This window comes from Empedobacter sp. 225-1 (assembly GCF_030328185.1).
Lineage (GTDB): Bacteria > Bacteroidota > Bacteroidia > Flavobacteriales > Weeksellaceae > Empedobacter > Empedobacter stercoris.
In genome coordinates this window covers 84,221-110,509 of record NZ_JACALO010000004.1, presented here as the reverse complement: position 1 = coordinate 110,509, position 26,289 = coordinate 84,221, and the positions used below count along the sequence as shown (strand labels likewise).

Here is a 26,289-nt window from a genome sequence, read left to right as displayed (position 1 = left end):
AATGAGCCCGATACAATATCGAACTCATTTTTATAATTATTAATTTTTAATCTGTCCAAACTTTTGGGTGCAGTCTATATTGAGCCTTTTTTATTTTTACTATTTTAGCGAATTATTATAACATTTTCAAGAAGTTAACTTCTAATTCTGTTAATTTTCTATATTCACCTCTTTGTATTGTTTTCTTTGTAAGTCCAGCAAAAGAAACACGATCTAAAGCCTCTACCTCATACCCTTTCTCTTGGAAAATACGGCGTACAACACGGTTCCAACCAATGTGTAGCTCTATACCAACTTCATTTTTTGGTCGACCTTCGATAAAAGAAATCGCATCAACAACTGCAATTCCTTCAGGAATTAAGCGTACACCTTTTTTGATGTCAGCCATATCGTTAGCTGTTAATTTCTTATCCAATGTCACATGATATATTTTCTTAATATCGTGACTTGGATGCGTTAATTTCTTCGTTAAATAACCATCGTTCGTAAACAATAAAACACCTGTTGTTTGTCTGTCTAAGCGACCTACAGGGAAAATACGTGCTGTAGTTGCATTAGCCATTAAGTCCATAACTGTTTTACGTCCTTTTTCGTCATTTGAAGTAGAAATAAACCCTTTAGGTTTATTCAATACAAAATAGACATTTTTCTCTGAAGAGATTTTACGACCATCAAAACGTACTTCATCATCGGGTTGTACTTTATACCCCATTTCTGTAATCACTTGACCATTCACTGTAACGATTCCAGTTTTGATCAACTCGTCAGCCTCTCTTCTGGATGCAATCCCTGCATTCGCTACATATTTATTTAAACGAATAGTCCCGTCATCAACTGGTGCTTTTTTTAACCTTTTTACAAAAGGTTTTTCACCTGGTTTACTGAACGTCTTTTTTGGTCCAAAACTTTTCTTTCCTTCTTCTGTTGGTTTTCCTCCAAAAGTTGGTTTGCTTGAGCCAAAAGATGGTTTACCACCTTCTGTTTTTTTAGCTCCAAAACTTGGTTTACTTCCTCCAAAAGACGGTTTTCCTTTCCCTGAAGATGGTCGTGAAGAAGAATTTCCTCTTGCTGACCCACCTTTTCCACGATTGTTCCCGCCTTGGGAATTTCTGTCGTTGGATTGATTTCGTCTGTTATTCATTTGAATTTGATTAATTTATGCGCTTGTTAAAATTTTGCGCAATAGTTTGCAAAGTTAAGGGATTTATTTCGATTAATACGATACTAAATACACCTGCAACAATCATTCCTTTAAAAAAATAATGTAAAATCTTATATTCTTGCATAGTTTTGATTCTCCAAATGATAAGTAAGATCAAGGTAAATGCAATATTTGCTGCAATAAAAAAATATTTCATAGCACCCACATCATTTTTTATCAAAATAATAAAACCAATGATTAATTCGATAATAATTAAACCAGAAATTAAAATTTTGGTAAAATCTATTCCATATTTGATTGGAATCGAGTCGTAATTATAAATTAAATCTGCTTTCTGAGAGCTCAAATCTTTTACGATATCGGTAATCAACAACAAAATGGTTAAATATGTCGCGTGTAATGCAAGATTGAATGTAAAATGGTCAAAATAAATGAGTAATGCAAAAAATGGCATGACGCGAATAATAACCAAATAAAAATTTTTAATCAATGCAAAACGGTTAATCTTGTGGCTATAAAACCAAACTAAAAATTGATAAACGAAGAAGAAAATAAAAACACGCCAAGAAATCAAAGCCGCAATAAATAAAGCGAGTAAATTAAGAATGATATAAACAGTTAATTTAAAGCCTTGCGAAACTTGTTTTTGCAAATATACTTTCATCGGACGTTTGAGTTCGTCTTTCTCTAAATCGTAAAAATTATTGATAATATAGCCAGCTGCAACGCAAAGAATAGAGCAAAGTATTAATCCATCTAATTTAGGATTAGTTAGCAATTCTCGGTGGCTAACATCGGGTGCAAAAATAAAAAGTGCGGCAAGATATTGTGCTAAAATTAACACAATAAGATTGTAACCACGAACAACAGAAAATAATGCAAAAATTTTTAAGATTATTTTCTGTATGTTCATAAATTGTATTTTAATAAATTATTTTATTAGAATTTGTAGATAACTTCTGTCTGAAAGTCTTTCAAATAACTTTTTGCTTTGTCATAATCTTGCGTAAATCCAAGAACGTAACCACCGCCACCAGAACCACAAAGTTTTAGGTAATAGGTATCTGTATCAATTCCAGTTTTCCAAGCGTCCACCAATTTTTGAGGAATCATTGGTCTAAAATGTTCATAACCCCAAGCAGATAATTTCTGAAGATTAGCAAAAAGCGGATTGTATTCTCCCTTTACAAAGTTTTCGATACAAGCATTGTTGTATTTGATAAATTCCTCTTTCAATGTTTTACGGAAACCTTCTTTTTTCATCTTTTCGAAGAAAATGTGAATCATTGGTGCAGTTTCTCCAGGAGTTCCTGAATTGATTAAGAAAACAGCTCCTTTTCCATCTTCTTTTGCAGAAGGCAAACCAATTGTCGAAATATCGTCTTTAGATTGTATTAGTAATGGAATATTCATGTAACAAATCAAAGGGTCAATTCCAGAACTTTTACCATGAAAATGAGATTCTAAATTTCCAAAAAGCGCTTTTAACTCACTTATTTTTTCTTTGTTTAGATGTTGATTGATATCAATTTTATTCAAGGCATATTTGTCATAAATAGCTGCGACCAAAGCGCCCGAACTTCCTACGCCATATCCTTGTGGAATATTAGAGTCGAAGTACATGCCGTTTGCAACATCTTCTGAAAAAGATTTTGTATCAAAGGTATCGGCAAAATTTTCTTCTAAAAATTTTGCATAATTTTTTAAGTGAGCATTTGATTGTTCTGCTATTTCAGAAGGTTCAAATTTTAATGCACCTTGGTAAAAATTATAAGGAATTGTTAATCCTTTCGAGTTCTCAATAATTCCATATTCGCCAAAAAGTAAGATTTTGGCATAAAATAATGGGTTTTTCATTCCACGCTAAAATTGGTCTTGCAAATCTACAAAATTTAAGCCAATCTTTTCTCAATTCGTAAAAGACTTTTGGTTTAAGAAATTGTAAATCACCTTTATTTGAAATCAATCGAATTATTTTTTCGTTTTAGACTTATTTTGGAATATATTTTGACTAATCATTTTAAAATAAATTAATTAAATTTTGATTAAGGTGAAATGATTTTAAACGAATTAAGACTAAAAATAGAGAATTAATGTATTAAAATATATAAATTTGCGCCATGTATATTACTGAATATTTATCAAACGAAGTTAAACCCGGAAAAGTTAGTTTTTCTCCAAGTCAGCTTTTAGAAGTTGTACAGGAGAATAGATTGACGCATATACCTTTGTTCCAAGGATTGGATTTTGTTGGTAATATCTCAGATGAAGATTTGATCGAATTATCTCTTAACGATGAAAAAGTGGATTACACTTCCTATTTAGAGCATTTTTATCTTTCGGAATCAAGTACGCTTTTAGATGCTATTCAGATGATGTACACGAATCAGGCGAATATCCTTCCAATTATCAATGAACAATCGCGCTATGTTGGTTGTATTACAGAAACGGATATAATCAATACATTAGCAAAATTTCCTTTTGTTGCAGCTCAAGGCGTCTCGATGTTAGTTTCTATTGCAGAAAAAGAGTTGTCGATGACTGCGATTTCTAATATTATCGAAGTGAATAATGGAAAAATTTTGGGAATGATGATTGTTGGTTACAAAGAAGATAGTGTTTATGTTTTGCTAAAATTTAGCTCTTCCAATTTGTTAGCGATTGGTGAAACATTTGAACGTTATGGATATCAAGTGATTCAGAAATTTTATAACGACGAAAAACAAGAACTTCTACAAAGTCGTTATGCACAACTATTAAAATACATGAATACCTAATGATAAAAGTTGCACTTTTTGGACAAAAAACAAGTACGTCTTTAACGGATATTATTCCACCATTTATTAATTATTTAGTTCAAAATGAAATTACTTTTTGTGTTGAACAAAACTTTCTTCAAATTTTAAAAGAGACAACTGATTTTCATAGCGAAAATGTAGAAACCTATACTTCTTATGAAGATCTTGACAAATCAGTCATGTTCTTATTCAGTTTTGGAGGAGACGGAACAATATTGTCTGCGACAACAATAGTGAAAGACTCTAACATTCCGATTATTGGTGTCAATACAGGTCGATTAGGTTTTTTAGCAACAATTAATAAAAATGTATTGTTAGAACAATTAGATAGTTTTTTCAATGGACAATACAATATTATTCCAAGAACTTTATTGACAGTAAAAAGAAGTGATGGTGTAGAAATTGAAAATAATTTTGCCATTAACGAAGTAACTGTTGTTCGACGCGAAACCACGAGTATGATAACAGTTGATGCTTATTTAAACAATGAGTTTTTAAATTCTTTTTGGTCCGATGGTTTGATTATATCGACACCTACAGGTTCTACAGGATATTCGTTAAGTTGTGGAGGTCCAATTGTACATCCTTCTAATCAAAACTTTGTGATAACACCGGTCGCACCTCATAATTTGAATGTACGTCCATTGATTGTGTCTGAAAATGAGAAAATTGACCTAAAAATACGCAGTCGTGCCAACGAATATTTTCTTTCCTTAGATTCTCGTAACTTTCCTTTAACAACTGATGTTGAGTTAACCATACAAAAAGCAGACTTCAAAATTTTAATTGTAGAAGCTATTGACGCGACTTATTTCACAACTTTGAGAGAAAAAATGCTTTGGGGTTCGGATAAAAGGAATTAAAATTTACAATAAAACTTCTTAATTTTTGTTAAATCAGTTACGTTGAATTGACTTTTGTTTATATTTGTTCGAATTTAAAAGAAACTAAAAAGCAAAAGCCGAAAAAATAACACAACATATGAGGAGATTATTTTTGTTTGTTTTTATACTATGTTTTTCGCAATTAGCAGTTGCGCAAAGGCATGAACTCGGAGTTTTTGCTGGTGGTGCAAATGTGATTGGCGATATTGGTAAAGCGAATTATATAAATCCTTTGCCAACAAAAACAGAACCAGGTGGAAAAATATATTTCCCTATTTCGATGGGCGCATTGTATCGTTTTAATATAAATCCACAAATGGGATTTAGAGCAAATGTTTCTTATTCAAAAGTTGGGGCAAGTGACCATCGTTCGAAAGAGTACTATAAATTAAAAAGAAATAAAAATTTCAGAAATAATATTGTAGAAGGTTCTTTGATGTTTGAGTATAATTTTTTTAACATCAATGATGATCAAGAAACAGCACAATCGCCTTATATATTTTTTGGTGTAGGGGCTTTTTCAGCAAAAGGCAAAGAATATGATTATGATTCAACAGTTTCAACAGAATACCCAAGTGGAAAAATTATAGAAAAATCAAAATACAAAACCAATTTATCTCTTCCTTTTGGAGTAGGATATAAAGTAAGGTTTAATTACAGTTGGATTTTGTCTTTCGAAACAGGTATTCGTTATACAAGTGTCGATTATTTAGATTACAATGTAGGTGAATTTTCAACAAATTTTACTGAAGCAATAGATAATGGAGATTTATCTTCTAAAGAGTATAAAAAAAGAATATTTGGAAATACATCGAATAAAGATTGGTATGTATTAACAGGAATTTCCTTAACATATAGTTTCGGACGACCTGCATGTTATTGCGATTAAAAATAAAATGAAAGACAGTTTAGAAGAACAAATAGATAAAAACAATCTACCTCATCACGTTGCAATCATAATGGATGGTAACGGAAGATGGGCGAAGAAGAACGGAAAGGAAAGAACTTTCGGACACAAAAATGCGTTGGGAGCTGTACGATCTTCAATAGAAACTTGTCGAAAATTAGGTATAAAACATCTGACACTCTATGCATTTTCTACTGAAAATTGGAACCGTCCAAAATTAGAAGTCAATGTTTTGATGACTTTATTAAGCTCTGCAATTAAGGACGAAATAAATGAATTGCACAAAAATGGCATTCGATTGAATGTGATTGGAGATATATCAAAATTACCAAGCAAAGCATTCAAAGATTTGACTAAAGCAATGGAAAAAACAAAAGACAATATAGCTTGCGTTTTAACATTAGCATTAAGTTATGGTTCCAAAGAAGAACTATTAAATGCAATGAAATCTATTGCTCAACAATACAAAGACGGTGAAATATCCGACTATGATTTTAATGAAGAATTAGTTCATAAAAACTTATATACACACGATTTACCAATGGTAGATCTTATGATTAGAACAAGCGGCGAAACCAGAATTAGCAATTTCTTATTGTGGCAAATTGCCTATGCAGAATTGTATTTTACAGAGGTTCTGTGGCCTGATTTTAATGAAGAAGAATTTTATAAAGCAATTTTAAATTACCAAAATAGAGAACGTAGATTTGGTAAAATAAGCGAGCAACTAACGAACTAATCGAACTGAAATAGAGGATTATGAAGAAAATTTTTTGGACAATGTGTATGCTTGGTGCTTACATGGCACAAGCGCAAGTCGTAGATTCTACGAAAACCATTGATTCAACACAACAAGATAATTTTGTCTTAGATTATAGCAATTCTAAAACTTTCAAACTGAAAGATATTATCGTAACGGGAGATTCTAAATATTCTAAGAATCAAATTATTCGTTACGCAGGTTTTGCTATCGGTGAAGAGATAGAATTACCAGGTACAAAGGTGAATAATGCTGTAAAAAAATTATGGAGATCTAATATTTTTTCTGACATCGATTTGTATGTTAGCAAAATAGAAGGAGACGAAGTAACTTTAGAGCTAGCCTTAGTTTCAGTTCCAAGTTTAGGAGAAATCAAGATGAACGGAGTTAAGAAATCTCAGCGCGAAGATTTAATCAAACAAAATAAATTAAATCCAGGCGTTAAGATTACACAAAGTTTAATCAATTCAACAAATAATAGAATCAAAGATTACTATACTGGTAAAGGTTATCCAAACACAACAATTAAAGTAGATCGTCAACCAATCGAAGGAAAAGAAGATGAAGAAAACATTACATTGGATGTGAATCGTGGAGAGCGCGTGAAAATTAAGAAAATTATTTTCGAAGGAAATGAAAACTTAACTTCTGCTCGTTTGCGAAAAAAAGGAATGAAAAATACCAAACAGAAATCAATTAATATTTTCAAATCATCTAAAATGATTCCTGAAAAATTCCAGGAAGATTTGAAAACATTGGTAGAAGAGTATAAATCTGTAGGTTTTAGAGATGCAAAAGTTGAGTCTTATGATATCGAGAAAATTGATGATAAAAACTTATTGGTTAAGATAAAAGTCAACGAAGGAAAACCTTATTTCTTAGGAGATGTTACGTTTTCTGGAAACTCTATTTATACATCTGAGCAATTGCAACGAATTTTTGGTTACAAAACAGGCGATCGTTATGATGCAGTAGGTATCAACAAAAAGATCTCAGGATCAGAAAAAGACGACGATATTTCGACATTGTATATGGATGGAGGTTATCTTTTTGCACGTGCTATTCCAGTAGAGAAAAGTGTAAAAAATGATACGATTGATCTTGAAATTAAAATTTTCGAAGGAACGCAAGCGACACTTAACAAAGTTACGATTAATGGTAATACAGAAGCTCATGACCATATTTTATACCGTGAGTTGAGAACAAAACCAGGAGATTTATTCTCTAAATCAGATATCAAGCGTACGATGATGGAGTTAGCTTCTTTGGGATATTTAGAGCCAACGCAAATTGTTCCAGATATTCAGCCTAATCAAGACAATAATACAGTTGACATTGAATGGAAAGTTGCACCAAAATCATCTTCTCAAGTAGAATTGCAAGGAGGATATGGAGCAGGTACATTTATCGGAACGTTAGGATTAACATTTGGTAACTTCTCTCTGAAAAATATTTTCAATAAAAAAGCATGGAAACCAATTCCAATGGGAGATGGTCAACAATTATCTTTGAGAGCACAAGCTGGTAATGGATATAGCAATTATAGTTTTTCTTTTGTAGAACCATGGATTGGCGGAAAACGACCGACTGCTTTATCAACATCTGTTTACTATTCTATGTATGATTACCGTGATAACTATGGTGAAAAAGCGAAGTTAGATATCTTGGGTGCATCTGTAGGATTAACAAAGTTATTAACTTGGCCAGATGATTACTTTAGATTATCAAACTCTATTTCTTATCAGTTATATAACTTTGATAACTATGCGATGTCAGTGGGTAATATGCAATATGAAAACGGTTCGTCGAACAACTTAAACTATACAATAGGTTTATCGCGTAACTCAGCAGGACCAGATCCAATTTTCCCACAATCAGGATCAGAAATTAATTTATCATTTACGACAACTGTTCCTTATTCTGCTTTTAAAGAAAAGGATTATACAAAAATGGACGATGTCGAAAAATTTAAATGGTTAGAATACTATAAATTTAAAGCTAAGGCTTATTTCTACAAAGAATTAACAGGTAAATTAGTTTTAAAAGCTGGTGGAGAATTTGGAGTTTTAGGTACATATAACCGTAAAATTGGAACGATTCCTTTCGAACGTTTTTACTTAGGAGGAACAGGACTTAATCAAAACCGATTTGATGGACGTGAAATTATTTCTTTAAGAGGTTACGAAGATGCTTCTAACTCTGGAGGTCAAAATGGAGATATCACACCAGAAGGAGGAGGTACAATCTACAATAAATATTCGTTAGAATTACGTTACCCAATTACGATGAGCCAGACAGCAAAAATTTATGCCTTAACTTTTGCTGAAGGAGGTAATGTTTGGAACAATACAAGCGAATTTAAACCGTTTGAATTAAAACGTTCTGCAGGTGCAGGGGTACGTATTTACATGCCAGCATTTGGTTTATTAGGATTTGACTTTGGATATGGATTTGATAAAGGATTTGGACAAACAGAACGCTCTGGATGGCAAACTCACTTTATTATTGGACAACAGTTCTAATAAATTATGTAAATTTGTATAGAACGTTTTGGCATAGTTTTAGAATTAGCACACTCAGAATATGAAAAAATGGATTAGCTTTATAGCGTTGTTCTTTGGATTTGCAAGTTTAACTTTCGCACAAAGATTTTGTTACGTAGATTCTCAATATATTTTAGAAAGTTTACCAGAGTATACATCATCTCAAAGTAAATTAAAATCTCAAACAGAATCTTGGCAAAAAGAAATTGAACAGAAAAAAGAAAATTTAGTTAAATTACAAACTGAATTTGAAGCTGAAAAAATTCTTTTAACAGCAGAACAAGTTAAAGAGCAAGAACAAAAACTAGCGGATGAAATTGCGGCTGTAAAAGTTTTACAAGATAAACGTTACGGGCCAAATGGAGATTTAGTAAATTTGAGACGATCAATGGTAAAACCTTTACAGGATCAAATTTATAATGCAACAAAAGAAGTTGCAGACAAAAGAGGTTATAGTTTTGTTTTTGACAAAGGAAGTGATTTGATCATGATTTATACGGATCCAAAGTTTGATATCAGCCGAGAAGTTTTACATACGCTGAGACCAGATTTGAAACCAACTAATTCAAAATCGAATTCAAATTCTAAAACAAGAAAATAAAAAAGAAACACAAGTAATACAACAAGAAAATAAATTTTAAAACAAATTAGACTAGAAATGAAACAAATTAGATTGATAGCAGTATTTACAATGATGGTTTTCGGTAGCGTTTTATCATTCGCTCAAGAAATTGCACATATTGATACGCAAGCGGTTATTGAATCAATGCCAGCCTACAAAAAAGCAGAAACTGATTTACAAGCTTTAGGTAAAAAACACGAAGAAGCAATCTCTAAATTACAAGCTGACTATAAAACTTTTATGGAAGCAGCTCAAAAAGATTTAGCTGGTAAATCTCAAGAAGAAGCTCAAAAATTAATCGCTGCTAACAAATACCAAGAAAAAGAGCAAGAAATGCAAAAGAAATACGAAACTTATGCAAAAGCTGCTCAAGAAGAAATGCAAGCGAAAGAAAAAGCTTTAATGGATCCAATCGAAAAAAGAGTGATGGATGCAATTAATGCTGCAGCTGCTAAAAAAGGAGTTAAATACGTTTTACCTGCAGGTGTATTAGTTTACAAAGCTGGAGGATATGACTTATTAAACGACGTTAAAAAAGAATTAGGATTATAATTTTAAAAAATTATTAATATCTTCAAGCCACTATTTTAGTGGCTTTTTTTATATATGAAAAGAATTTTAGTTACAGGTGCGAATGGTCAATTAGGTCAATCCATTTTAGAACAATCTAAGACTTACAAAGAAATTGAATGCTTTTTTATAACTCGAAATGAATTAGACATAACGAATGAAGAGTTAATCAAACATTACTTCGATGATAAATCATTTGATTTTGTTGTCAATTGCGCTGCATATACAGCTGTAGACAAAGCCGAAGATGAGCAAGAAAGTGCTTATTTGGTTAATGCGAAAGCAACCGAATTTTTGGCTAAAATAACAAATGAGAAAAAAATTCCGTTCATTCATGTTTCGACAGATTATGTTTTTGATGGAACTGCTTCTCAACCTCGTATGGAAACAGATCAAACCAATCCAATTGGCGTATATGGTCAAACAAAGTTGGAAGGAGAAAATTTAGCTTTAAAAAACAATCCGAAAACAATTATTCTTCGTACAGCCTGGGTATATTCAAGATTTGGAAATAACTTCGTTAAAACGATGTTAAGATTGTTTCAAGAGAAAGAATCGATTTCTGTTATAGCTGATCAAATTGGTTCACCAACAAATGCGATTGATTTAGCTGATGCAATTTTAGAAATTATTTCGACAGATGAATTAACTTATGGAATCTTTAATTATTCAAACGAAGGAAAATGTTCTTGGTTTGAATTTGCGCAAAAAATAAAAGAATTTTCAAGTTCAACGATTGAGATTAACCCTGTTCCAACTTCAGCATATCCAACGAAAGCGAAACGTCCTGCGTATAGTTTATTGGACAAAACGAAGATCAAAGAAGTTTATCAACTTACAATCCCGAATTGGGAAGATAGTTTGAAAAAAGAATTGAAACATTTGTTATAATTTCATTTAATAATATAGCAAAAAAGCTCGAGAAATTCTCGAGCTTTTTGTATCTATTAATTAGGAATAATTGCTTAATCTAAAACTTCAAAACGAGTATAGGGCTGTAAAGCTTTCGGAATTTTAACTGTTCCATCAGCTTGCTGATGATTCTCTAAAATAGCGGCTAAAATTCGTGGTAAAGCTAATGCAGATCCATTTAATGTGTGAGCCAATTGCGTACCATTTTCGTCTTTGAAACGTAATTTCAAACGATTTGCTTGGAATGTTTCAAAGTTTGAAACAGAAGAAACTTCTAACCATTTTTCTTGTGCTTCAGAGAAAACTTCAAAATCATAAGTTATTGCAGATGTAAATCCAGTATCACCACCGCATAATCTTAGGATACGATAAGGTAATTCTAAATCTTCTAAAATACCTTTTACATGTTCTATCATACCATCTAAAGATGCATACGAATTTTCTGGTTTCTCTATACGAACAATTTCTACTTTCTCAAATTGGTGTAAACGATTTAAACCTCTAACATCTTTTCCATAAGAACCAGCTTCACGGCGGAAACAAGGAGAATATGCCGTCAATGTAATTGGTAAATCTTCAACTTTTACAATTGTATCTCGGTAAATATTTGTTACAGGAACTTCCGCTGTTGGAATCAAGTACAAATCATCTTCACCAATATAATACATTTGCCCTTCCTTATCAGGTAACTGACCCGTTCCATAACCAGATGCCTCATTAACTACGAAAGGAGGAACAATTTCTGTATAACCAGCATCAGCATTTTTATCCAAGAAGAATTGTGTTAAAGCACGTTGTAAACGAGCACCTTTTCCTTTGTAAACAGGAAAACCAGCTCCAGTAATTTTAACACCTAATTCAAAATCAATGATGTCAAATTTCTTAGCAACTTCCCAATGAGGTAAATTTTCAGGTTTCGCAGCTGCAACTCCATGTTCAAAAACAATTTCATTATCGTCTGCATCTTTTCCTTCTTTTACAAGTTCATTTGGGATATTTGGAATTTGATATAAAATCTCTTTAACGGAGTTTTCGTAAGATGATAATAAATCTTGTAATTCTTTCGATTGTGTTTTTAAATCGACAGTTTTAATTTTTAATTCATTAGCCTCTTCCGATCTTCCATCTTTAAACAAATTACCAATTTCTTTTGCTAATTTGTTGGATTCAGCTAATATATTATCCAATTCAAACTGAGTTTTACGACGAAGTTCATCCACATTTAAAACTTCATCAACAAGATCTAATTGTTTGAAGTTACGTTTTTTAAGTCCTTCAATAACACGATCTTTGTTTTCTTGAATGTAAGAAACTACTAGCATATCTTTAATTAAATTTATACAAATGTATAAATAATAAATATTTTAGAATAGCGTTTAAACCATTTCACGCTAAAAATAGATAAAAAAGACATTTTTAGCATTAATTAAAGACTGAAATGAATAAACATAAGAAGTATTGTTTTTTACAAAATAATTTTAAATTTTGTAAAATATTTTTCAAGAACTTCATTTACAGTTATTTAATTTTTAAAATATATGAAAATGATGTTACAATTATATTACACTGATTTTACATGACGAAGATCAGTTTTCAAAATAAATTTGTCAAAGAAAATTAATCGAAATTATTAATTAAAACAATAAAAAAATGAAAAAGTTTTTCGCAGTAGTTGCAGTAGCAGCAGTATCTTTAGGAGCAGTATCTTGTGGTGAGAAAAAAGCAGAAGAAACTCCAGCAGCAGTAGATTCAGCAGCAGTAGTGGTTGATTCAGCAGCGGCAGTAGTTGATTCAGCGGCAGCAATAGTAGACTCAGCAGCGGCAGTAGTTGATTCAGCAGCAGCTAAAGTAGAAGCTCCAGCAAACTAATTGAAATAATTCAATCACATAAAAAAACCACTCATTTAATGAGTGGTTTTTTTATGTCGTTTTACGATGTAGATAACGAGTTAACTTGATTGAAAGATCCAATAATATAATTTTAGAATTTCCATTTCGTTCGATGTGATACGAAGCCTCAGTTATTTCTTTTAAAATATCTTCGATGTTTGCTCCATGAATAAACGGTGCAAAACCTTGCCATTTAAAACCTTCAGCATTTATTTGTAAAAAAACTAATTCCTCAGATTGATAGTTTTTTAATAAGGCTTGACGAAAAATTTCGGAGCAATAATTTAAAAAATCTTTTTGTTCACTGCGCGACCAACTTGCAATTTGATTTGACCAATCAATCAAGTCCTTCAAAACAGTTGGTGTTTTTGCTGCCATAAATGCTTTTCGAACCCAAGTGACAAAATATTTATCAAATAAATGTTCGTCATCATTCAACAGATGCAATGCTTCGCGTAAATTTCCCTGTGATAAAAAGGCGATATGTTGCGCTTTTTCTGTAGTAATGTTCTTCTTCTCAATTAAATAATTTTGAATATCAGCTTGAGATAAGCGAGGAATTTTCACCAATTGACAACGGGAAGTTATCGTTTGCAAGATTAAATCTTCATGTTCTGTTACCAGTAAAAAAAGTGTTTTGAGAGGTGGTTCTTCTATAATTTTTAACAATTTATTCGCTGCTGCAGTTGTCATTTCCTCTGCTTGCCAAATAATCATTATCTTATATCCACCTTCGTAACTATTTAAAGCAAGTGTTTTTACAATTTCGTCTGCTTCATCAACAGGAATAACACCTTGTTTTTTTTCTATACCAAGGTGAGACATCCAATCGGTTAAATTACCATAAACATTTTCTTCAACAAAGCTTCTCCAATCGTTTAATAAATACTTTGCAAGAGGCTTTTTGACATTTTCTGTTGCCGAATAAGGAAAAGAAAAATGTAAATCGGGATGTTGTAATTTATCAACTTTAAGATTACATTGTTCGTTATTCAATCCACACAAAACTTCTCTTGCATAAGCAAGTGCTAAAGCCAAAGTTCCTGAACCTTCTGGACCAGAAAAAAGCTGTGCATGGCTAATACGACCATCTTTTATAGATTGTTGAAGTTTGTTTTTAATCTCTTGTTGTCCAATTACATTTTCCCAAAGCATAAGCCAAAGTTACTATTTTTATTTTTCAGAATTAATCAAACTTTTTAAATGATTGATTTCTTCTAAATTAGCAATTCCAGAATCATCAATCATAGCAGAAGAATGAAAGTAAGTTGCTTGTGTAAATGAATCGATTTCTTCAATATTTGTTGAACGTAATCCACCACCAGGCATAATCGTAATACGATCTTTTGCTGTCTGTACCAATGTTTTTAGTTGCTGTTTTCCTTCTTCTACATGATGTGCTAAACCGGAAGTTAGAATGGTTTTAAAACCTAATTTGATAACCGTTTCTAATGAATCTTCTGCATCTTTAGTTCGATCAAAAGCTCGATGAAATGTACAAGGAAACGGTTTTGCGAGTTCAATCAATTTTCGATTTCGTTCAAAATCAATTTCATTTTCTTCATTTAAAATTCCGAATACAAAACCATCAATTCTAAAATTTTTAATCATGATAATTTCAGATTTCATTTGTTCAAATTCTTTATCAGAATAAATAAAATCACCTCCACGAGGGCGAATCATAATCATGATTTCTTTGTCTGTTTCTTTTCGCAATGTTTTGATGTCTTCAAATGTTGGTGTAATTCCACCAGAAGAAGCATCTGCACATAATTCGATTCTATCGGCATTCGATTTTGATGCGACTAATGCGGAGGCTATATTGAAGCAAGCAATTTCTAATTTTTTCATTTTGTAATAGATTTTCCGTCAATCAAACGATTTCCACTTTGATCATGAACGGCAAAGTTAAAGCCTGGATGAATACAAAACGAACCATATTCACCTTGTTTGTTAATCGCGATAAAACCAACTTGAATTGCAGATAAATCTTTATTTCGTGATTCTGTTAACTTAATAATTCGATGTACTGCTTCTTTGCACGCGTTTTCTGGCGAATAACCTTGACGCATCAACTCAACAACCAAATGACTTCCCGCAACACGAATCACTTCTTCGCCATGACCTGTTGCTGTAGCTGCACCAATTTCGTTATCAACATATAAACCCGCACCAATAATTGGAGAATCACCAACACGTCCATGCATTTTATACGCCATTCCACTCGTTGTACAGGCTCCCGACAGATTGCCATGTGCATCTAAAGCAATCATTCCAATTGTATCGTGATTTTCGATGTTAATAGGCATTTGATAATTGGTGTCTTTCAACCATTCTTTCCATTCTTTTTCAGAAATATCGGTTAATAAATTCTCTTTCTTAAAACCTTTTTCTAAGGCAAATTGCAAAGCACCATTTCCAACTAACATCACATGAGGCGTATCTTCCATTACTTTTCGAGCGACTGAAATGGGATGTTTAATATGCTCTAAACCTGCAACAGAACCAATATTTGCTTGATCATCCATAATACAAGCATCTAAAGTAACCTTTCCATCTCGATCTGGACGACCACCATATCCAACACTTCTCTCATTAGGATCAGCTTCTACTAATTGCACACCTTTTTCCACCGCATCTAAAGCGGTTCCGTTTTTACCTAAAACTTTCCATGCTTCAGCGTTTGCTTCTATTCCGAAACGCCAAGTAGAAAGTACAATTGGTTTGGTAATTTTCGTAGATTTTGTATGTTTCGTTTGTGCACTTAGGTCTAATTTTGATGTACCTAAAAGTAGTCCCAAAGCACCTAAATTCTTTATAAAATTTCTTCTATTGTTCATGTGTTAATCGATTTCTAAAATGTATTAAAACAAATATAAATCATATTACTTAAAAATTATCGACTGATTTTTCTACCATTTCAATTCATTTTCAATTCACCTCTTTTTCGTAACTTTATATTCGAAATCGAAAGAAATGCAAACAGAAGTTCTAAACAAAACCTTACAAAACCGTTCTATTAATCCAACTGCAATGAGATTGTTGGTCTTGGACAAATTGATGCATGCAGAAGTTGCATTGAGTTTGGCTGATTTGGAAATTGAAATGGATCAGGCAGATCGAGTAACCATTTACCGAACATTAAAAAAGTTTGAAGAAAATAAGTTAATACATTCGATTGAAGACGGAACAGGCTCTATAAAATATGCTTTATGTGAATCGAGTTGTAAATGTACACCCGAGTTTACGCATGCTCATTTTCATTGTAACAAGTGTAATCAAACCTATTGTTTACGAAATATTCACTTACCAGAAATTGATCTTCCCAAAAATTTTCAAGCAGAACAATCGTCTTTTATCTTGAAAGGAATTTGCGATCAGTGTAAAGCCTAACTTTGCAACCAAATTGCATCAACCACATGGTAACTTTGCTGTCTTAAATGATTCATTATGGCAAATTGTAAGACTTGTTGTTCAACAGACGAACCTCAAAATCACTCTCACGAAAGTCACGATCATAATCACGAAGGTCATGACCATAATCACGAACACAACAATAGTAAAATTTTGTTAGGAGCGAGTTTAGCTATTTTCTTTGCTGGAATATTTGTTCAATATGTGTTAAAGCCAACTTGGTTTGTCGATAATCAAACGATTCGCTTGATATGGTTCGCTATTTCTTATATTTTAGTAGCAGCACCTGTTTGGAGTGAAGCGTTTAAATTGGCTAAAAAATTAGACTTTTTCAATGAATTTTCATTGATGGGAATTGCAACTTTAGGCGCTTTTATCATTGGGGAATATCCCGAAGGTGTTGCCGTAATGCTGTTTTATACCATTGGTGAAATGTTTCAAGAAGCAGCAGTTAATAAAGCAAGAGGAAATATAAAAGCCTTATTAGATGTTCGTCCAGATACAGCGCATGTTTTACGAAATGGTCATTTCGAAACCATAAAACCACACGATGTTGCAATTGGTGAAACAATTCAAGTTAAAGTTGGAGAAAAAGTTCCGTTAGATGGAATTATGCTTTCGGATAAAGGGAGTTTTAATACAGCGGCATTGACGGGAGAAAGCAAACCTTCTACATATAAAACAGGTGAAACAGTTTTGGCTGGAATGTTAAATCTTGAAAACGTAATAGAAATTCAAACAACTAAAAAGTTTGAGGATAGTTCGATTGCTAAAATTTTACAAATGGTTCAGGATGCAGCTTCTCGTAAAGCTCCTACTGAATTATTTATCCGAAAATTTGCAAAAATATATACGCCAATTGTTTTCTTTTTAGCAACAGCTTTGGTGATCATTCCTTACTTTATTGTTGATAATTATGATTTCAATGATTGGTTATATAGAGGTTTGGTTTTCTTGGTTGTTTCTTGTCCTTGTGCATTGGTGATTTCGGTTCCGTTGGGTTATTTTGGTGGAATTGGAGCAGCTTCGCGTAATGGAATTCTAATAAAAGGTTCTAATTTTTTAGATTTAATGGCGAAAGTAAATACCGTTGTGATGGATAAAACTGGAACCATGACTGAAGGCATTTTCGATGTGCAGAAAGTAGAAACAAATCTACCTCAAATGGAATTTTTACGCTTGGTTTCTGCGTTAGAAAAACAATCAACACATCCCATAGCAAAAGCCATTGTAGCCAATCATCCTTCTGATTTGAAGGCAATAGAAGTGGAAGAAATTTCAGGAAAAGGACTAAAAGGAAAAGTTGATGGTAAAATTGTTTTAGCAGGAAATACAAAATTATTGGATCATTTTTCGATTCAATATCCACAAGAAATACATGCTATTGTAGAGAGTATTGTTGTCGTTTCAATAGATCACAAATATGCTGGATATATTACAATTGCAGATAAAATAAAAGAAGATGCACAACAAGCGATTCAAAAAATGAAAGCTTTGGGTGTCACGAAGACGATTATGTTGAGTGGTGATAAAGATACAATTACACAAAAAGTTGCACAAGAAGTTGGTGTTGATGAAGCTTTTGGAGGATTATTGCCAGAAGGAAAAGTAGAAAAAGTAGAAGCCTTGAAAAAAGATACAAATCAAGTGGTCGCTTTTGTAGGAGATGGAATCAATGATGCGCCTGTTTTAGCTCTTTCTGATGTCGGTATTGCAATGGGAGGTTTAGGAAGTGATGCGGCAATTGAAACGGCTGATGTAGTGATTCAAACCGATCAACCATCTAAAATAGCAACTGCTATAAAAATAGGACGCGAAACGAAAAAGATTGTCATTCAAAATATCATTTTAGCAATGGGTGTAAAAGTGATTGTATTATTACTTGGTGCCGAAGGAATTGCCAATATGTGGGAAGCCGTTTTTGCAGATGTTGGTGTCGCTTTATTAGCAATTTTGAATGCAGTACGAATTCAGCGAATGAAATTTTAGATCAACAAAAAAGCGACCAATGGTCGCTTTTTTGTTAAATATATAATTCCTTCATCAAATCTAAATCAATGTTCAAGATATCGGTTAAATAATTTTCAACTGATCCAAAATTCTGATTAATTGCTCGGTAAGAACTCTCCAAATATTCAGGTAAAACAGTTATTAAGTATTTATAATTCGGATCGATTTTTAAAATGTGCGCATACTTTTGTTCCAAATAGACATTAGAAGCTAAATAATCATCCATGATTGTATCAAAATCAACTTTTAATGCAGATAAAATCATCGCTGTTGCAAATCCTGTTCGATCTTTTCCGGCTGTACAATGAAATAAAATCGGCGTTCTGTTTTTGTGTTGTATGATATCAAAAAAGCTTTTGTATTGTGCCTGACAGGTTTTATCTAAAACAAAATCTTCATAAATTTTACACATAAAACTTTTTGGATTAGAAATACCAGCTTTAAATTCTTGCACTAACTCTTCGAAATGTCCAGATGAAATATCCAAATGAACTTCGTGATTACAACTGTTCGGAATATGATCTTGATTTTTTAAGCGTTCGTAAGTTGTGCGTAAATCTATAATTGTTCGGATTGGGAAATCATTCAAAACTTCTAAATCGTCATCCGTCAAATTAGCCAAATCATCTGATCGAATTAACAATCCTTTTCTTAAAATTTCATTTTGTGTGTTAACTATTCCACCTAAATCTCTGCAATTAAATCCGCCTTCAAGTGGAAGAGTTCTTTCACTTAGCGAGATTTCGCATAAAGTATTCTCCATTTTCTGTTCGTTTTTTAGGTTATTTTTCAATAGTTAAAAGTTACGGGTATTTATTTAGTTTAACGTATTAAAAAAACGATAAGTTTTTACTTTAACATTTTATTATTTTTATTCAATCTAAATTTATTTTACCTTCGCATAGAATTAGAATAAATCTAAATAATCTGATGGGAGATAAAGTGAAAATTGCGAAAGAGAAATTCATCTTAAAAAAGAAAGAATTTGTGACACCACATCTTATTCGCGTTCATTTAGAAAATAATGATGTGTCTTTTTTTGAAGATACAACTTTAGGAGGAACGTGTAAATTGCTTTTTCCACCGCTTGGAATCCGAGATATTCACTATGCTGAATATGATGAGGAGAACAAGAAATGGATTTCACCATCAGAAAAATTCAAACCAGTTTCTCGCACTTACACATTGCGAAATATAGATGCTGAAAACAATGTGATTGTGGTAGATATTGCAAATCATGGGTTAAATGGTCCTGGATCTCGTTGGGCAAATGAAGCAAGAGAAGGCGATATGATTGGAGTTTCGATGAAATCGAAAAAGAAAGAATTAGCGCCAAAAACAGATTTCATTTTCTTAGCGGCTGATTTAACAGGTTTACCCGTAATTTCTGCTATTATAGAATCATTGCCTGCAAAAACAAACGGAGTTGTTTGTATTGAAGTTCCGTCTGAAGAAGATATTCATCCTATTGAAACCAAAGCAAATTTGGAGTTTAAATGGATAGTGAATCAACATGTAGGTAATGGAACCGCTTTATATAGTTTAACAAAAAAACAAATCTTTCCGAAACGTAAAGATGGGAAACGTTATGCTTATGTGGCGGGAGAATCAAAATCTATAAAAGAAATTAAATCCTTTTTTAAAGATGATTTAGAATGGAAAAAAGACGAATTTTATTGTACATCACATTGGAAAGCTGGGAAAGCGGAGAAAAATGCATTAGAAGATTGTCACGATAAAATTGAACAAGAATTATTGGTTAGGGTTTTCTAAGTTATTTCGTAACTTTCATCTTTACATATTCTACCTTCCATAAATTCTGTGCAAATAGACATGGAGAAAAAAGTGTTAGAAAGAAGAGTAAATATTTATTTTTCATTTTGTAAACGTTTAATCATTAAAGTAATAATAATATTTGTGAGGGTTAGTGATACTTTCTTTAATTTTTATCTTTTTTAATTCTTCAAGTGGAATTAACGTGTTCCAATTCGGATTTTTCGGAAAGATAAAATGTATCTTTTTTTTCTGTGATTATTTTATTTAATCTCCATCCATTTTCCATGTTTGAGTCTATTTTTTCAATTTTACGATTTTTTGATAATACAAAATCTAAATCAGCAAAAGCATCTTTCACAAAAAATACGTTAAAAATATAAATTAAAGGAAATAGAAGCAAAAAGCATAATAGTCGAAAAACTAAAGGACATTTTTCCCATAAGAAAGAAAGCAAAACGGCAAATAATATACTTATTATGCATCTCATTAATTCATACTCCATTGTAGTTGAATTAAGTAAATAATATTTTTCATATGCTCTCAAATCAATAAATAGTGAGATAAAGTAGATTATAATAAATAGAACGTTTATAACGACAAACACTTTTTTATTCATTATTCCTGATTAATTATTAACTAAATATAATAAAAAAAGCGATTCAGTTTTGAATCGCTTTTCCTATATTGAAAATTATTTCTTTTCAGAAGTTTTTCCTTTATTCTTGACATATTTCTCTAACCATTGATCTTGTTCCCACAACATATGTAAAACATTTTCTTTGGCAGCATAACCATGCGATTCTTTTGGTAATAACACCAAACGAGTTGTTGCACCTAAACCTTTTAAAGCATTAAAATATCGCTCAGATTGCATAGGGAAAGTTCCTGTATTGTTATCAGAATCACCATGAATTAACAACAATGGTGTTTTCATTTTTTCAGCATTCATAAATGGAGACATTGTATTGTAAACCTCTGGTGCCTCCCAATAATTACGTTGTTCTGATTGGAATCCAAAAGGTGTTAATGTACGATTATAAGCTCCTGAACGTGCAATACCTGCTGCAAATAAATTAGAGTGTGATAATAAATTTGCTGTCATAAATGCACCATAAGAATGTCCACCAACAGCAACTTTTTCTCGATCAATAAAACCTAAAGCATCAACTGCATCAATAGCTGCTTTTGCATTTGCAACCAATTGCGGAACGAACGTATCGTTTGGCTCTTCTTTTCCTTCTCCAATAATTGGGAATGCGGCATCATCTAAAACGGCATAACCTCTCAACGCCCAGAAAATAGGACCTCCGTATGATGGCGAAGTAAATTTATTCTCAGAAGTTGTGACTTGTCCAGCTGTTGCTGCATCTTTAAACTCGCGAGGATAAGCCCACATTAACATTGGTAACTTTTCTTTTTTCGTTTTATCGTAGTTTGGAGGTAAATATAAAGTTCCTGATAATTCTACTCCATCAGCACGTTTGTATGTAATTAATTCTTTCGAAACTTGGTTCATCGCCTCAAAAGGATTTTTTGTAAATGTTACTTGTTTTGGCTTTCCTCCTTTTTGGAAAATATTACGTACATATAAATTAGGATAATCAGTTTTAGACTGAATTTGCTCTAATATAATTCCTTTCTTTGGATCAATTACACGTGCGATTACTTCTAACTTATCTGATTTTTGTGCTCTCCATAAACGAGAAGTTTTTTGTGTTTTGATGTCAAAATCATCCACAAAAGGTAAGATTCCATCAGCAGAAACTCCATCACCAACTAACATCAATTTTCCTTTGTTAATCGAAAGAACATTGTAACCATACTCATTTATTTCTGTTACAAAACTTCCTGGATTGTTGTATGCATCTTGTGTATTTCGACTAAAGAAACGTGTTGGTTCTTGCTTTGGATTAGAAGGATTAAAAGTATAATAACTTTCGTTTCGAGTATTGTACCATGCATCACGAATCAAAGCGACCTCATCATTCCCCCAAGTTACGCCTCTGTAACGATCTTTTATTTTTACTAATAATTCTTTGTTAGCAGTAAAAGGCGCAGCAACTTGATAAAGAGCATCACGGTATTCTGCAGGTTTGTTAGCATCACCTCCATCTAAAGCTTCTACCCAGTACAATGTATTTGGTTTGTCTGCTCGCCAATATAAACCTCTTTTCCCCATAATGGTAGAAGAAAATCCTTTTGGAACTACTTCTTGTAATTCTTTGTAATCAACTTCTTTTACTAACTTTCCATTGATATCATAGACAACATCTGTAGATGGAAAACTATTGTAGGTTACTAAATAAGAAAACGGTTTTTTGATTTCATTTACCAAAACATACTGTCCGTCTGGAGATGTAGAAATATTTGTATACATCGCTGCATCTTTCCATTTTGATTTTGCTCCCGTTTCGATGTTTACTTTCACTAATTCGGAAATAGCTAATTGCTCGAAATTAAACTCATCTGTTTTATTTTTCAACAAATCTTGGTAAGTTCTATTTTGAGCTTCTTTTCCGTCAGCTACAGAAACTGTTGGTCCTGTTGCGATTGCATCTTTTGTATCAATTAACGCTTTTTTAGAAGCTGGAATTACATTAACAATCAGCTCACTATCAGAAACCCAACTAAAAGGACGACCTAAGTTTGCATTCAATTTATCTTCGTAAACTTTTGTTGCCGATTGATTTTTAACATCAATCACCCACAATTCTACTCCTTTATCTGTAGTATTTGTAACCGCAAATTTAGATTGAGATTTGTTCCAAGATTGATTCGAAAAACGTCCTTTTGCAGGTAAACCAGCTATCGATTTTTCTTTTGAAGTTTTTAAATCAAAAAAAGTGATTTTCTCACTAAATGTTTCACGCGAATTAATATTCGTTACAGGATTAATTCGCAACCCTGCTAAACGTAACTCTGTTTCTGACAATTCATTAATCGTTTTGTAACGACTTCTGTACGATAAAAAAGCATTCTCTGCTTTACGATCCGTAGAAATTGATGGTGGCATATCTGCCTCCGCTAATTGCAAGATTTCTTGAGGCGGTAATTGAAACGTAACATTTTCTTGTGCTTTTACCGATGTTCCTATTGTCATCGCTAAAAACAATAATGAATAAACAATTTTCTTCATGTGTTTTTAAGATTTTACATCATAAAGATATTGAAACTTTGTAAATCTTAAGTAAAGAAATTAATTATCTATAAAAAAAGACAACTCACCTTATGATGAATCGTCTTTAGTATTTATCTTCTTTTTCCAAATTTTCCTCCTTTGGTATTCGTTGGCGGTTTACTTTTTCCAACTCTTGCTTGCGTTGTTGGTTTTTTTGCTGGTTTTTTGATTGATTTTCCTTTCGAATCTTTAAAATCTGGTGAAATTTCTTTGGTTTTCTTCGCAGATGATTTCTTTGACTTTTGCTGTTGAGTTTTTTCAGCATGTTTTTCAGAGTCGGCTGTTAATCGATTTAATTCTGCTAATTCTTCTGATGTTAAATCTCGGTATTGACCAAGCGGAACATTCAACGTTAAGTTCATAATTCGAACACGTTCTAACTTTTTCACCGAATACCCAAAATACTCGCACATACGACGAATTTGTCTGTTTAAACCTTGGATCAAAGTAATTTTAAAAACGGTTGAACTAACTTTTTCTATTTTACATTTTTTTGTAACCTGATTTAAAATCGGAACACCTTTCGACATACGTTCACAAAATTCATCAGTAATAGGTTTATCAACTGTTACGATATATTCTTTTTCGTGGTTATTTCCAGCACGCAAAATTTTATTCACAATATCACCATCACTCGTTAATAAGATCAACCCTTGCGAATCTTTATCTAAACGACCAATCGGGAAAATGCGTTCTCCAAACGATAGAAAATCAACTATATTATCAGGATCTGTAGGATCTGTAGTACATGTTACGCCCACAGGTTTATTCAACATAATATAAACAGCGTTTTCTTTTTCACGTGGTTCTATTTCAACTCCTTTCACAGTTACAACATCATTTGGTCCTACAAATTGACCTATTTTTGCAACTCTTCCATTAATCTGAACCAATCTATTTTCGATGTATTGATCTGCTTCGCGTCGCGAACAAAAACCACTATCGCTGATATACTTATTTAATCTAATAACCATTATACAAATGTAAAAAATATTAGATGTCCAATAAATTAATTTCTAACTTTGCAAAACTTAAAAATTTAAACACATGAAATTACTCAAACTGAAAAGGAAGATTTTTTTTTATTTTTCTTCTATTTTGATCGGATTATCAATTATTAATTGTAATGACGATAATAATTACAACTCTTTAACTCGTTTTTTATTAGAAAATAAGCAGATAACTATTGGAGATTATTCTTCCTCTTTAGATGTAGAAGTTATATCGAATGTAGACTGGAGAGTTGATTCAAAAGAAGAATGGATTCAATTACAAAAATTCGAAGGAAAACTTATTATTAATTTTTTAAAAAATGAATCAGATTTATCAAGAAATGGTAAAATATATTTATATGGTAAAGGAAATGAAGTAAAAGATGTTTTAGAGATTAAACAATCCAAATTACTGCCTTCAATCCAAATTAATGAAGGTTCTGATTTTATTTCCTTAAATAGTAATGAACAAGAAATAGAACTTACTGTAGAATCTAATAGCTCATGGAAACTTACTAAAGATTTTGAATGGATTTCTTTAAATAAAATAGATGGAGAAAAAGGAAAATCTATTGTAAAATTAATTATTTCTGAAAATAGGCTTCAAGCGAGAAATGGAATAATTTCTTTTGATTTTGGAGGAGAAAAACCGTTTAATTTCATTGTTTCTCAAAGTTCTGCTAATACTGGATTTGAAGATACAACACATAATTTCTATGTAACTTTTGGAACTTTACCAACACTTTACGCAGGTTTACATCTATTGACACATGAAGTTCCTAGTTTTGTATTTTATGAAAGAAATAACACATACGATCCTCAATATCTTCCTTCTTATGCAACTCCCATAAATCTTGGAGGTAATGATGTACAAAACGCTATGAGGGACTATATGAAAGCTAAAATTTTAAAAATTAACGCTGAGAATCCAAATGCTGTATTTGGATTATATGTGGACGATTTTAGAGTTAGGATTGGATATGATTGGTTTATTTCTCAAGGTATTGATAGTTCTCGAGTAAAAGTCACTTTACTTACTGATGGTACAGGTTCTTATAATGAATTTTATAAGAGATATGGAAGTTCTGGACAAGCAGAGGGGCATTGGAAAAATACAATAAATGAAATTAACAATCTAAATTGGGGTAATAAAGGAAAAAAGAATTTATCTAACAAGGCTATTCCAGAGTTTGAGTCTTGGGATTGGCCTTGGCCAATATCTACTAAACCAAATTTTAGATATTTTTTACAATTCCCTGATTTATTGGAAACAGAAGATTCGTATGTAAAGACGCAAATACCTCTTATGAATACGATTAATATCCCTCCTTATGAATTACTGAATAGCTTATCGCAAGATAAAAAGAATACTTTCTTAAAAATGGTAGGTTTAGATCATAAGGCCATAAATACAATGCTTAATAAATCTCCAAAAAAGAATTTAGTTATTATCTCAACGGTTAATTCTGCTAGTTTAGAAACTGTTATAGACAAAACAATGGAAAAATATTCAAGCGAATATGATATATTTTTCTCAAGGCATCCTGCCGACAATCAGTGGCAGATGTATGAACAAAAGTATCCTAACTTAACTATTTTACCTTATATGCCTTTTGAAGTGTTTTTTTGGTACTTTCAAGATCAAATAGCAGTTATAGGAGGAAGTCCTTCATCAACATTTTTAACTGTACCAATAGAAAAAGTTAAGTTTATGTATGCTGTTGGACCTCAGGTAATGCCGAAGCCATTAAATTTAGTAATGAATTCTTCAGAAGCAAACATTGATTGGATGTTAAAATAAATTATAAAAAACTAGACTCATTAAAGTCTAGTTTTTTTATTTTAATAGAACGATAATATTATCAAATGAA

The 26,289-nt window shown here is 32.0% G+C and carries 24 protein-coding genes; 13 read left to right on the top strand and 11 right to left on the bottom strand.

From position 1 onward, the window contains the following. Positions 1 to 115 precede the first annotated feature (115 nt). Genes HX088_RS02430 through HX088_RS02420 form a run of 3 tightly spaced genes read right to left on the bottom strand, consistent with a single transcriptional unit; the run spans position 116 to position 3,019 of the window. Entirely contained in the window at positions 116 to 1,141 is a 1,026-nt protein-coding gene (locus HX088_RS02430; protein WP_260541707.1) for a pseudouridine synthase, read from the bottom strand. Between the two features lie 10 nt (positions 1,142 to 1,151). After that, complete coding sequence (locus HX088_RS02425) at positions 1,152 to 2,075, bottom strand: geranylgeranylglycerol-phosphate geranylgeranyltransferase (protein ID WP_286483242.1); 924 nt, start codon at positions 2,073 to 2,075, stop codon at positions 1,152 to 1,154. Positions 2,076 to 2,101: 26 nt separating this feature from the next. After that, positions 2,102 to 3,019 (bottom strand): mevalonate kinase family protein, encoded by a 918-nt coding sequence (locus tag HX088_RS02420; protein ID WP_171623499.1) that lies wholly within the window; start codon positions 3,017 to 3,019, stop codon positions 2,102 to 2,104. Between the two features lie 263 nt (positions 3,020 to 3,282). Between HX088_RS02420 and HX088_RS02415 the strand changes: the two genes are divergently transcribed. The 8 genes from HX088_RS02415 (at position 3,283) to rfbD (ending at position 11,137) form a co-directional block, all read left to right on the top strand. Next, positions 3,283 to 3,939 (top strand): CBS domain-containing protein, encoded by a 657-nt coding sequence (locus tag HX088_RS02415; RefSeq protein ID WP_171623500.1) that lies wholly within the window; start codon positions 3,283 to 3,285, stop codon positions 3,937 to 3,939. Next, entirely contained in the window at positions 3,939 to 4,823 is an 885-nt protein-coding gene (locus HX088_RS02410) for an NAD kinase (protein ID WP_171623501.1), read from the top strand. Before HX088_RS02415 ends, HX088_RS02410 begins: the two co-directional genes overlap by 1 nt. Positions 4,824 to 4,941: 118 nt before the next feature. Next, positions 4,942 to 5,733 (top strand): type IX secretion system protein PorG, encoded by a 792-nt coding sequence (porG, locus tag HX088_RS02405; protein WP_286483241.1) that lies wholly within the window; start codon positions 4,942 to 4,944, stop codon positions 5,731 to 5,733. A 7-nt stretch (positions 5,734 to 5,740) separates the two neighbouring features. Further along, positions 5,741 to 6,490: an undecaprenyl pyrophosphate synthase gene (gene uppS / locus HX088_RS02400; RefSeq protein WP_225541367.1), complete on the top strand. Its 750-nt coding sequence runs from the start codon at positions 5,741 to 5,743 to the stop codon at positions 6,488 to 6,490. Positions 6,491 to 6,510: 20 nt separating this feature from the next. Next, positions 6,511 to 9,033 (top strand): outer membrane protein assembly factor BamA, encoded by a 2,523-nt coding sequence (gene bamA, locus HX088_RS02395; RefSeq protein ID WP_286483240.1) that lies wholly within the window; start codon positions 6,511 to 6,513, stop codon positions 9,031 to 9,033. 61 nt (positions 9,034 to 9,094) lie between these two features. Continuing rightward, positions 9,095 to 9,655, top strand: coding sequence for an OmpH/Skp family outer membrane protein (locus HX088_RS02390; protein ID WP_171623504.1), 561 nt, complete (start codon positions 9,095 to 9,097; stop codon positions 9,653 to 9,655). A 57-nt stretch (positions 9,656 to 9,712) separates the two neighbouring features. Then, positions 9,713 to 10,228, top strand: a complete 516-nt coding sequence (locus tag HX088_RS02385) for an OmpH/Skp family outer membrane protein (protein WP_171623505.1) — start codon at positions 9,713 to 9,715, stop codon at positions 10,226 to 10,228. 54 nt (positions 10,229 to 10,282) lie between these two features. Further along, positions 10,283 to 11,137 carry a dTDP-4-dehydrorhamnose reductase gene (gene rfbD, locus HX088_RS02380; protein WP_286483239.1) on the top strand — a complete coding sequence of 285 codons (855 nt, stop codon included), beginning with the start codon at positions 10,283 to 10,285 and terminating at the stop codon, positions 11,135 to 11,137. A gap of 74 nt (positions 11,138 to 11,211) precedes the next feature. Here the strand turns inward: rfbD and serS are convergent, their stop codons facing one another. Beyond that, positions 11,212 to 12,480, bottom strand: coding sequence for a serine--tRNA ligase (serS, locus tag HX088_RS02375; protein ID WP_171623507.1), 1,269 nt, complete (start codon positions 12,478 to 12,480; stop codon positions 11,212 to 11,214). A 328-nt stretch (positions 12,481 to 12,808) separates the two neighbouring features. Between serS and HX088_RS02370 the strand changes: the two genes are divergently transcribed. Continuing rightward, positions 12,809 to 13,027: a PG1828 family lipoprotein gene (locus HX088_RS02370; protein WP_286483238.1), complete on the top strand. Its 219-nt coding sequence runs from the start codon at positions 12,809 to 12,811 to the stop codon at positions 13,025 to 13,027. Between the two features lie 51 nt (positions 13,028 to 13,078). Here the strand turns inward: HX088_RS02370 and HX088_RS02365 are convergent, their stop codons facing one another. From HX088_RS02365 to HX088_RS02355, 3 genes are read right to left on the bottom strand one after another with little or no spacing between them, the layout of a single operon-like run. Beyond that, positions 13,079 to 14,203: a DNA polymerase III subunit gene (locus HX088_RS02365; RefSeq protein ID WP_286483237.1), complete on the bottom strand. Its 1,125-nt coding sequence runs from the start codon at positions 14,201 to 14,203 to the stop codon at positions 13,079 to 13,081. An 18-nt stretch (positions 14,204 to 14,221) separates the two neighbouring features. Beyond that, positions 14,222 to 14,899, bottom strand: a complete 678-nt coding sequence (locus HX088_RS02360) for a copper homeostasis protein CutC (RefSeq protein ID WP_225541360.1) — start codon at positions 14,897 to 14,899, stop codon at positions 14,222 to 14,224. Then, complete coding sequence (locus HX088_RS02355) at positions 14,896 to 15,888, bottom strand: isoaspartyl peptidase/L-asparaginase family protein (RefSeq protein ID WP_284583022.1); 993 nt, start codon at positions 15,886 to 15,888, stop codon at positions 14,896 to 14,898. Before HX088_RS02355 ends, HX088_RS02360 begins: the two co-directional genes overlap by 4 nt. Before the next feature lie 136 nt (positions 15,889 to 16,024). On the opposite strand from HX088_RS02355, the gene HX088_RS02350 reads away from it, so the two are divergent. Then, positions 16,025 to 16,441 (top strand): Fur family transcriptional regulator, encoded by a 417-nt coding sequence (locus HX088_RS02350; protein WP_260541693.1) that lies wholly within the window; start codon positions 16,025 to 16,027, stop codon positions 16,439 to 16,441. 57 nt (positions 16,442 to 16,498) lie between these two features. Further along, positions 16,499 to 18,451, top strand: a complete 1,953-nt coding sequence (locus HX088_RS02345) for a heavy metal translocating P-type ATPase (protein WP_286483236.1) — start codon at positions 16,499 to 16,501, stop codon at positions 18,449 to 18,451. Positions 18,452 to 18,485: 34 nt separating this feature from the next. Here HX088_RS02345 and HX088_RS02340 read toward each other — a convergent pair whose 3' ends face one another. Further along, positions 18,486 to 19,235, bottom strand: coding sequence for a tyrosine-protein phosphatase (locus HX088_RS02340; RefSeq protein ID WP_171623929.1), 750 nt, complete (start codon positions 19,233 to 19,235; stop codon positions 18,486 to 18,488). A 167-nt stretch (positions 19,236 to 19,402) separates the two neighbouring features. Here HX088_RS02340 and HX088_RS02335 point away from each other — a divergent pair, with 167 nt between their 5' ends. Next, complete coding sequence (locus HX088_RS02335; RefSeq protein WP_171623930.1) at positions 19,403 to 20,245, top strand: siderophore-interacting protein; 843 nt, start codon at positions 19,403 to 19,405, stop codon at positions 20,243 to 20,245. A gap of 190 nt (positions 20,246 to 20,435) precedes the next feature. Here the strand turns inward: HX088_RS02335 and HX088_RS02330 are convergent, their stop codons facing one another. From HX088_RS02330 to rluF, 3 genes are all read right to left on the bottom strand, one after another. After that, entirely contained in the window at positions 20,436 to 20,750 is a 315-nt protein-coding gene (locus HX088_RS02330; protein WP_286483235.1) for a hypothetical protein, read from the bottom strand. A 189-nt stretch (positions 20,751 to 20,939) separates the two neighbouring features. Further along, positions 20,940 to 23,384, bottom strand: a complete 2,445-nt coding sequence (locus HX088_RS02325; RefSeq protein ID WP_260541691.1) for an alpha/beta hydrolase family protein — start codon at positions 23,382 to 23,384, stop codon at positions 20,940 to 20,942. 113 nt (positions 23,385 to 23,497) lie between these two features. Then, positions 23,498 to 24,400, bottom strand: coding sequence for a 23S rRNA pseudouridine(2604) synthase RluF (rluF, locus tag HX088_RS02320; RefSeq protein ID WP_286483234.1), 903 nt, complete (start codon positions 24,398 to 24,400; stop codon positions 23,498 to 23,500). Positions 24,401 to 24,473: 73 nt separating this feature from the next. On the opposite strand from rluF, the gene HX088_RS02315 reads away from it, so the two are divergent. Continuing rightward, on the top strand, positions 24,474 to 26,219 hold the full coding sequence (locus HX088_RS02315; protein WP_286483233.1) for a BACON domain-containing protein: 1,746 nt from the start codon (positions 24,474 to 24,476) through the stop codon (positions 26,217 to 26,219). Positions 26,220 to 26,289 lie beyond the last annotated feature (70 nt).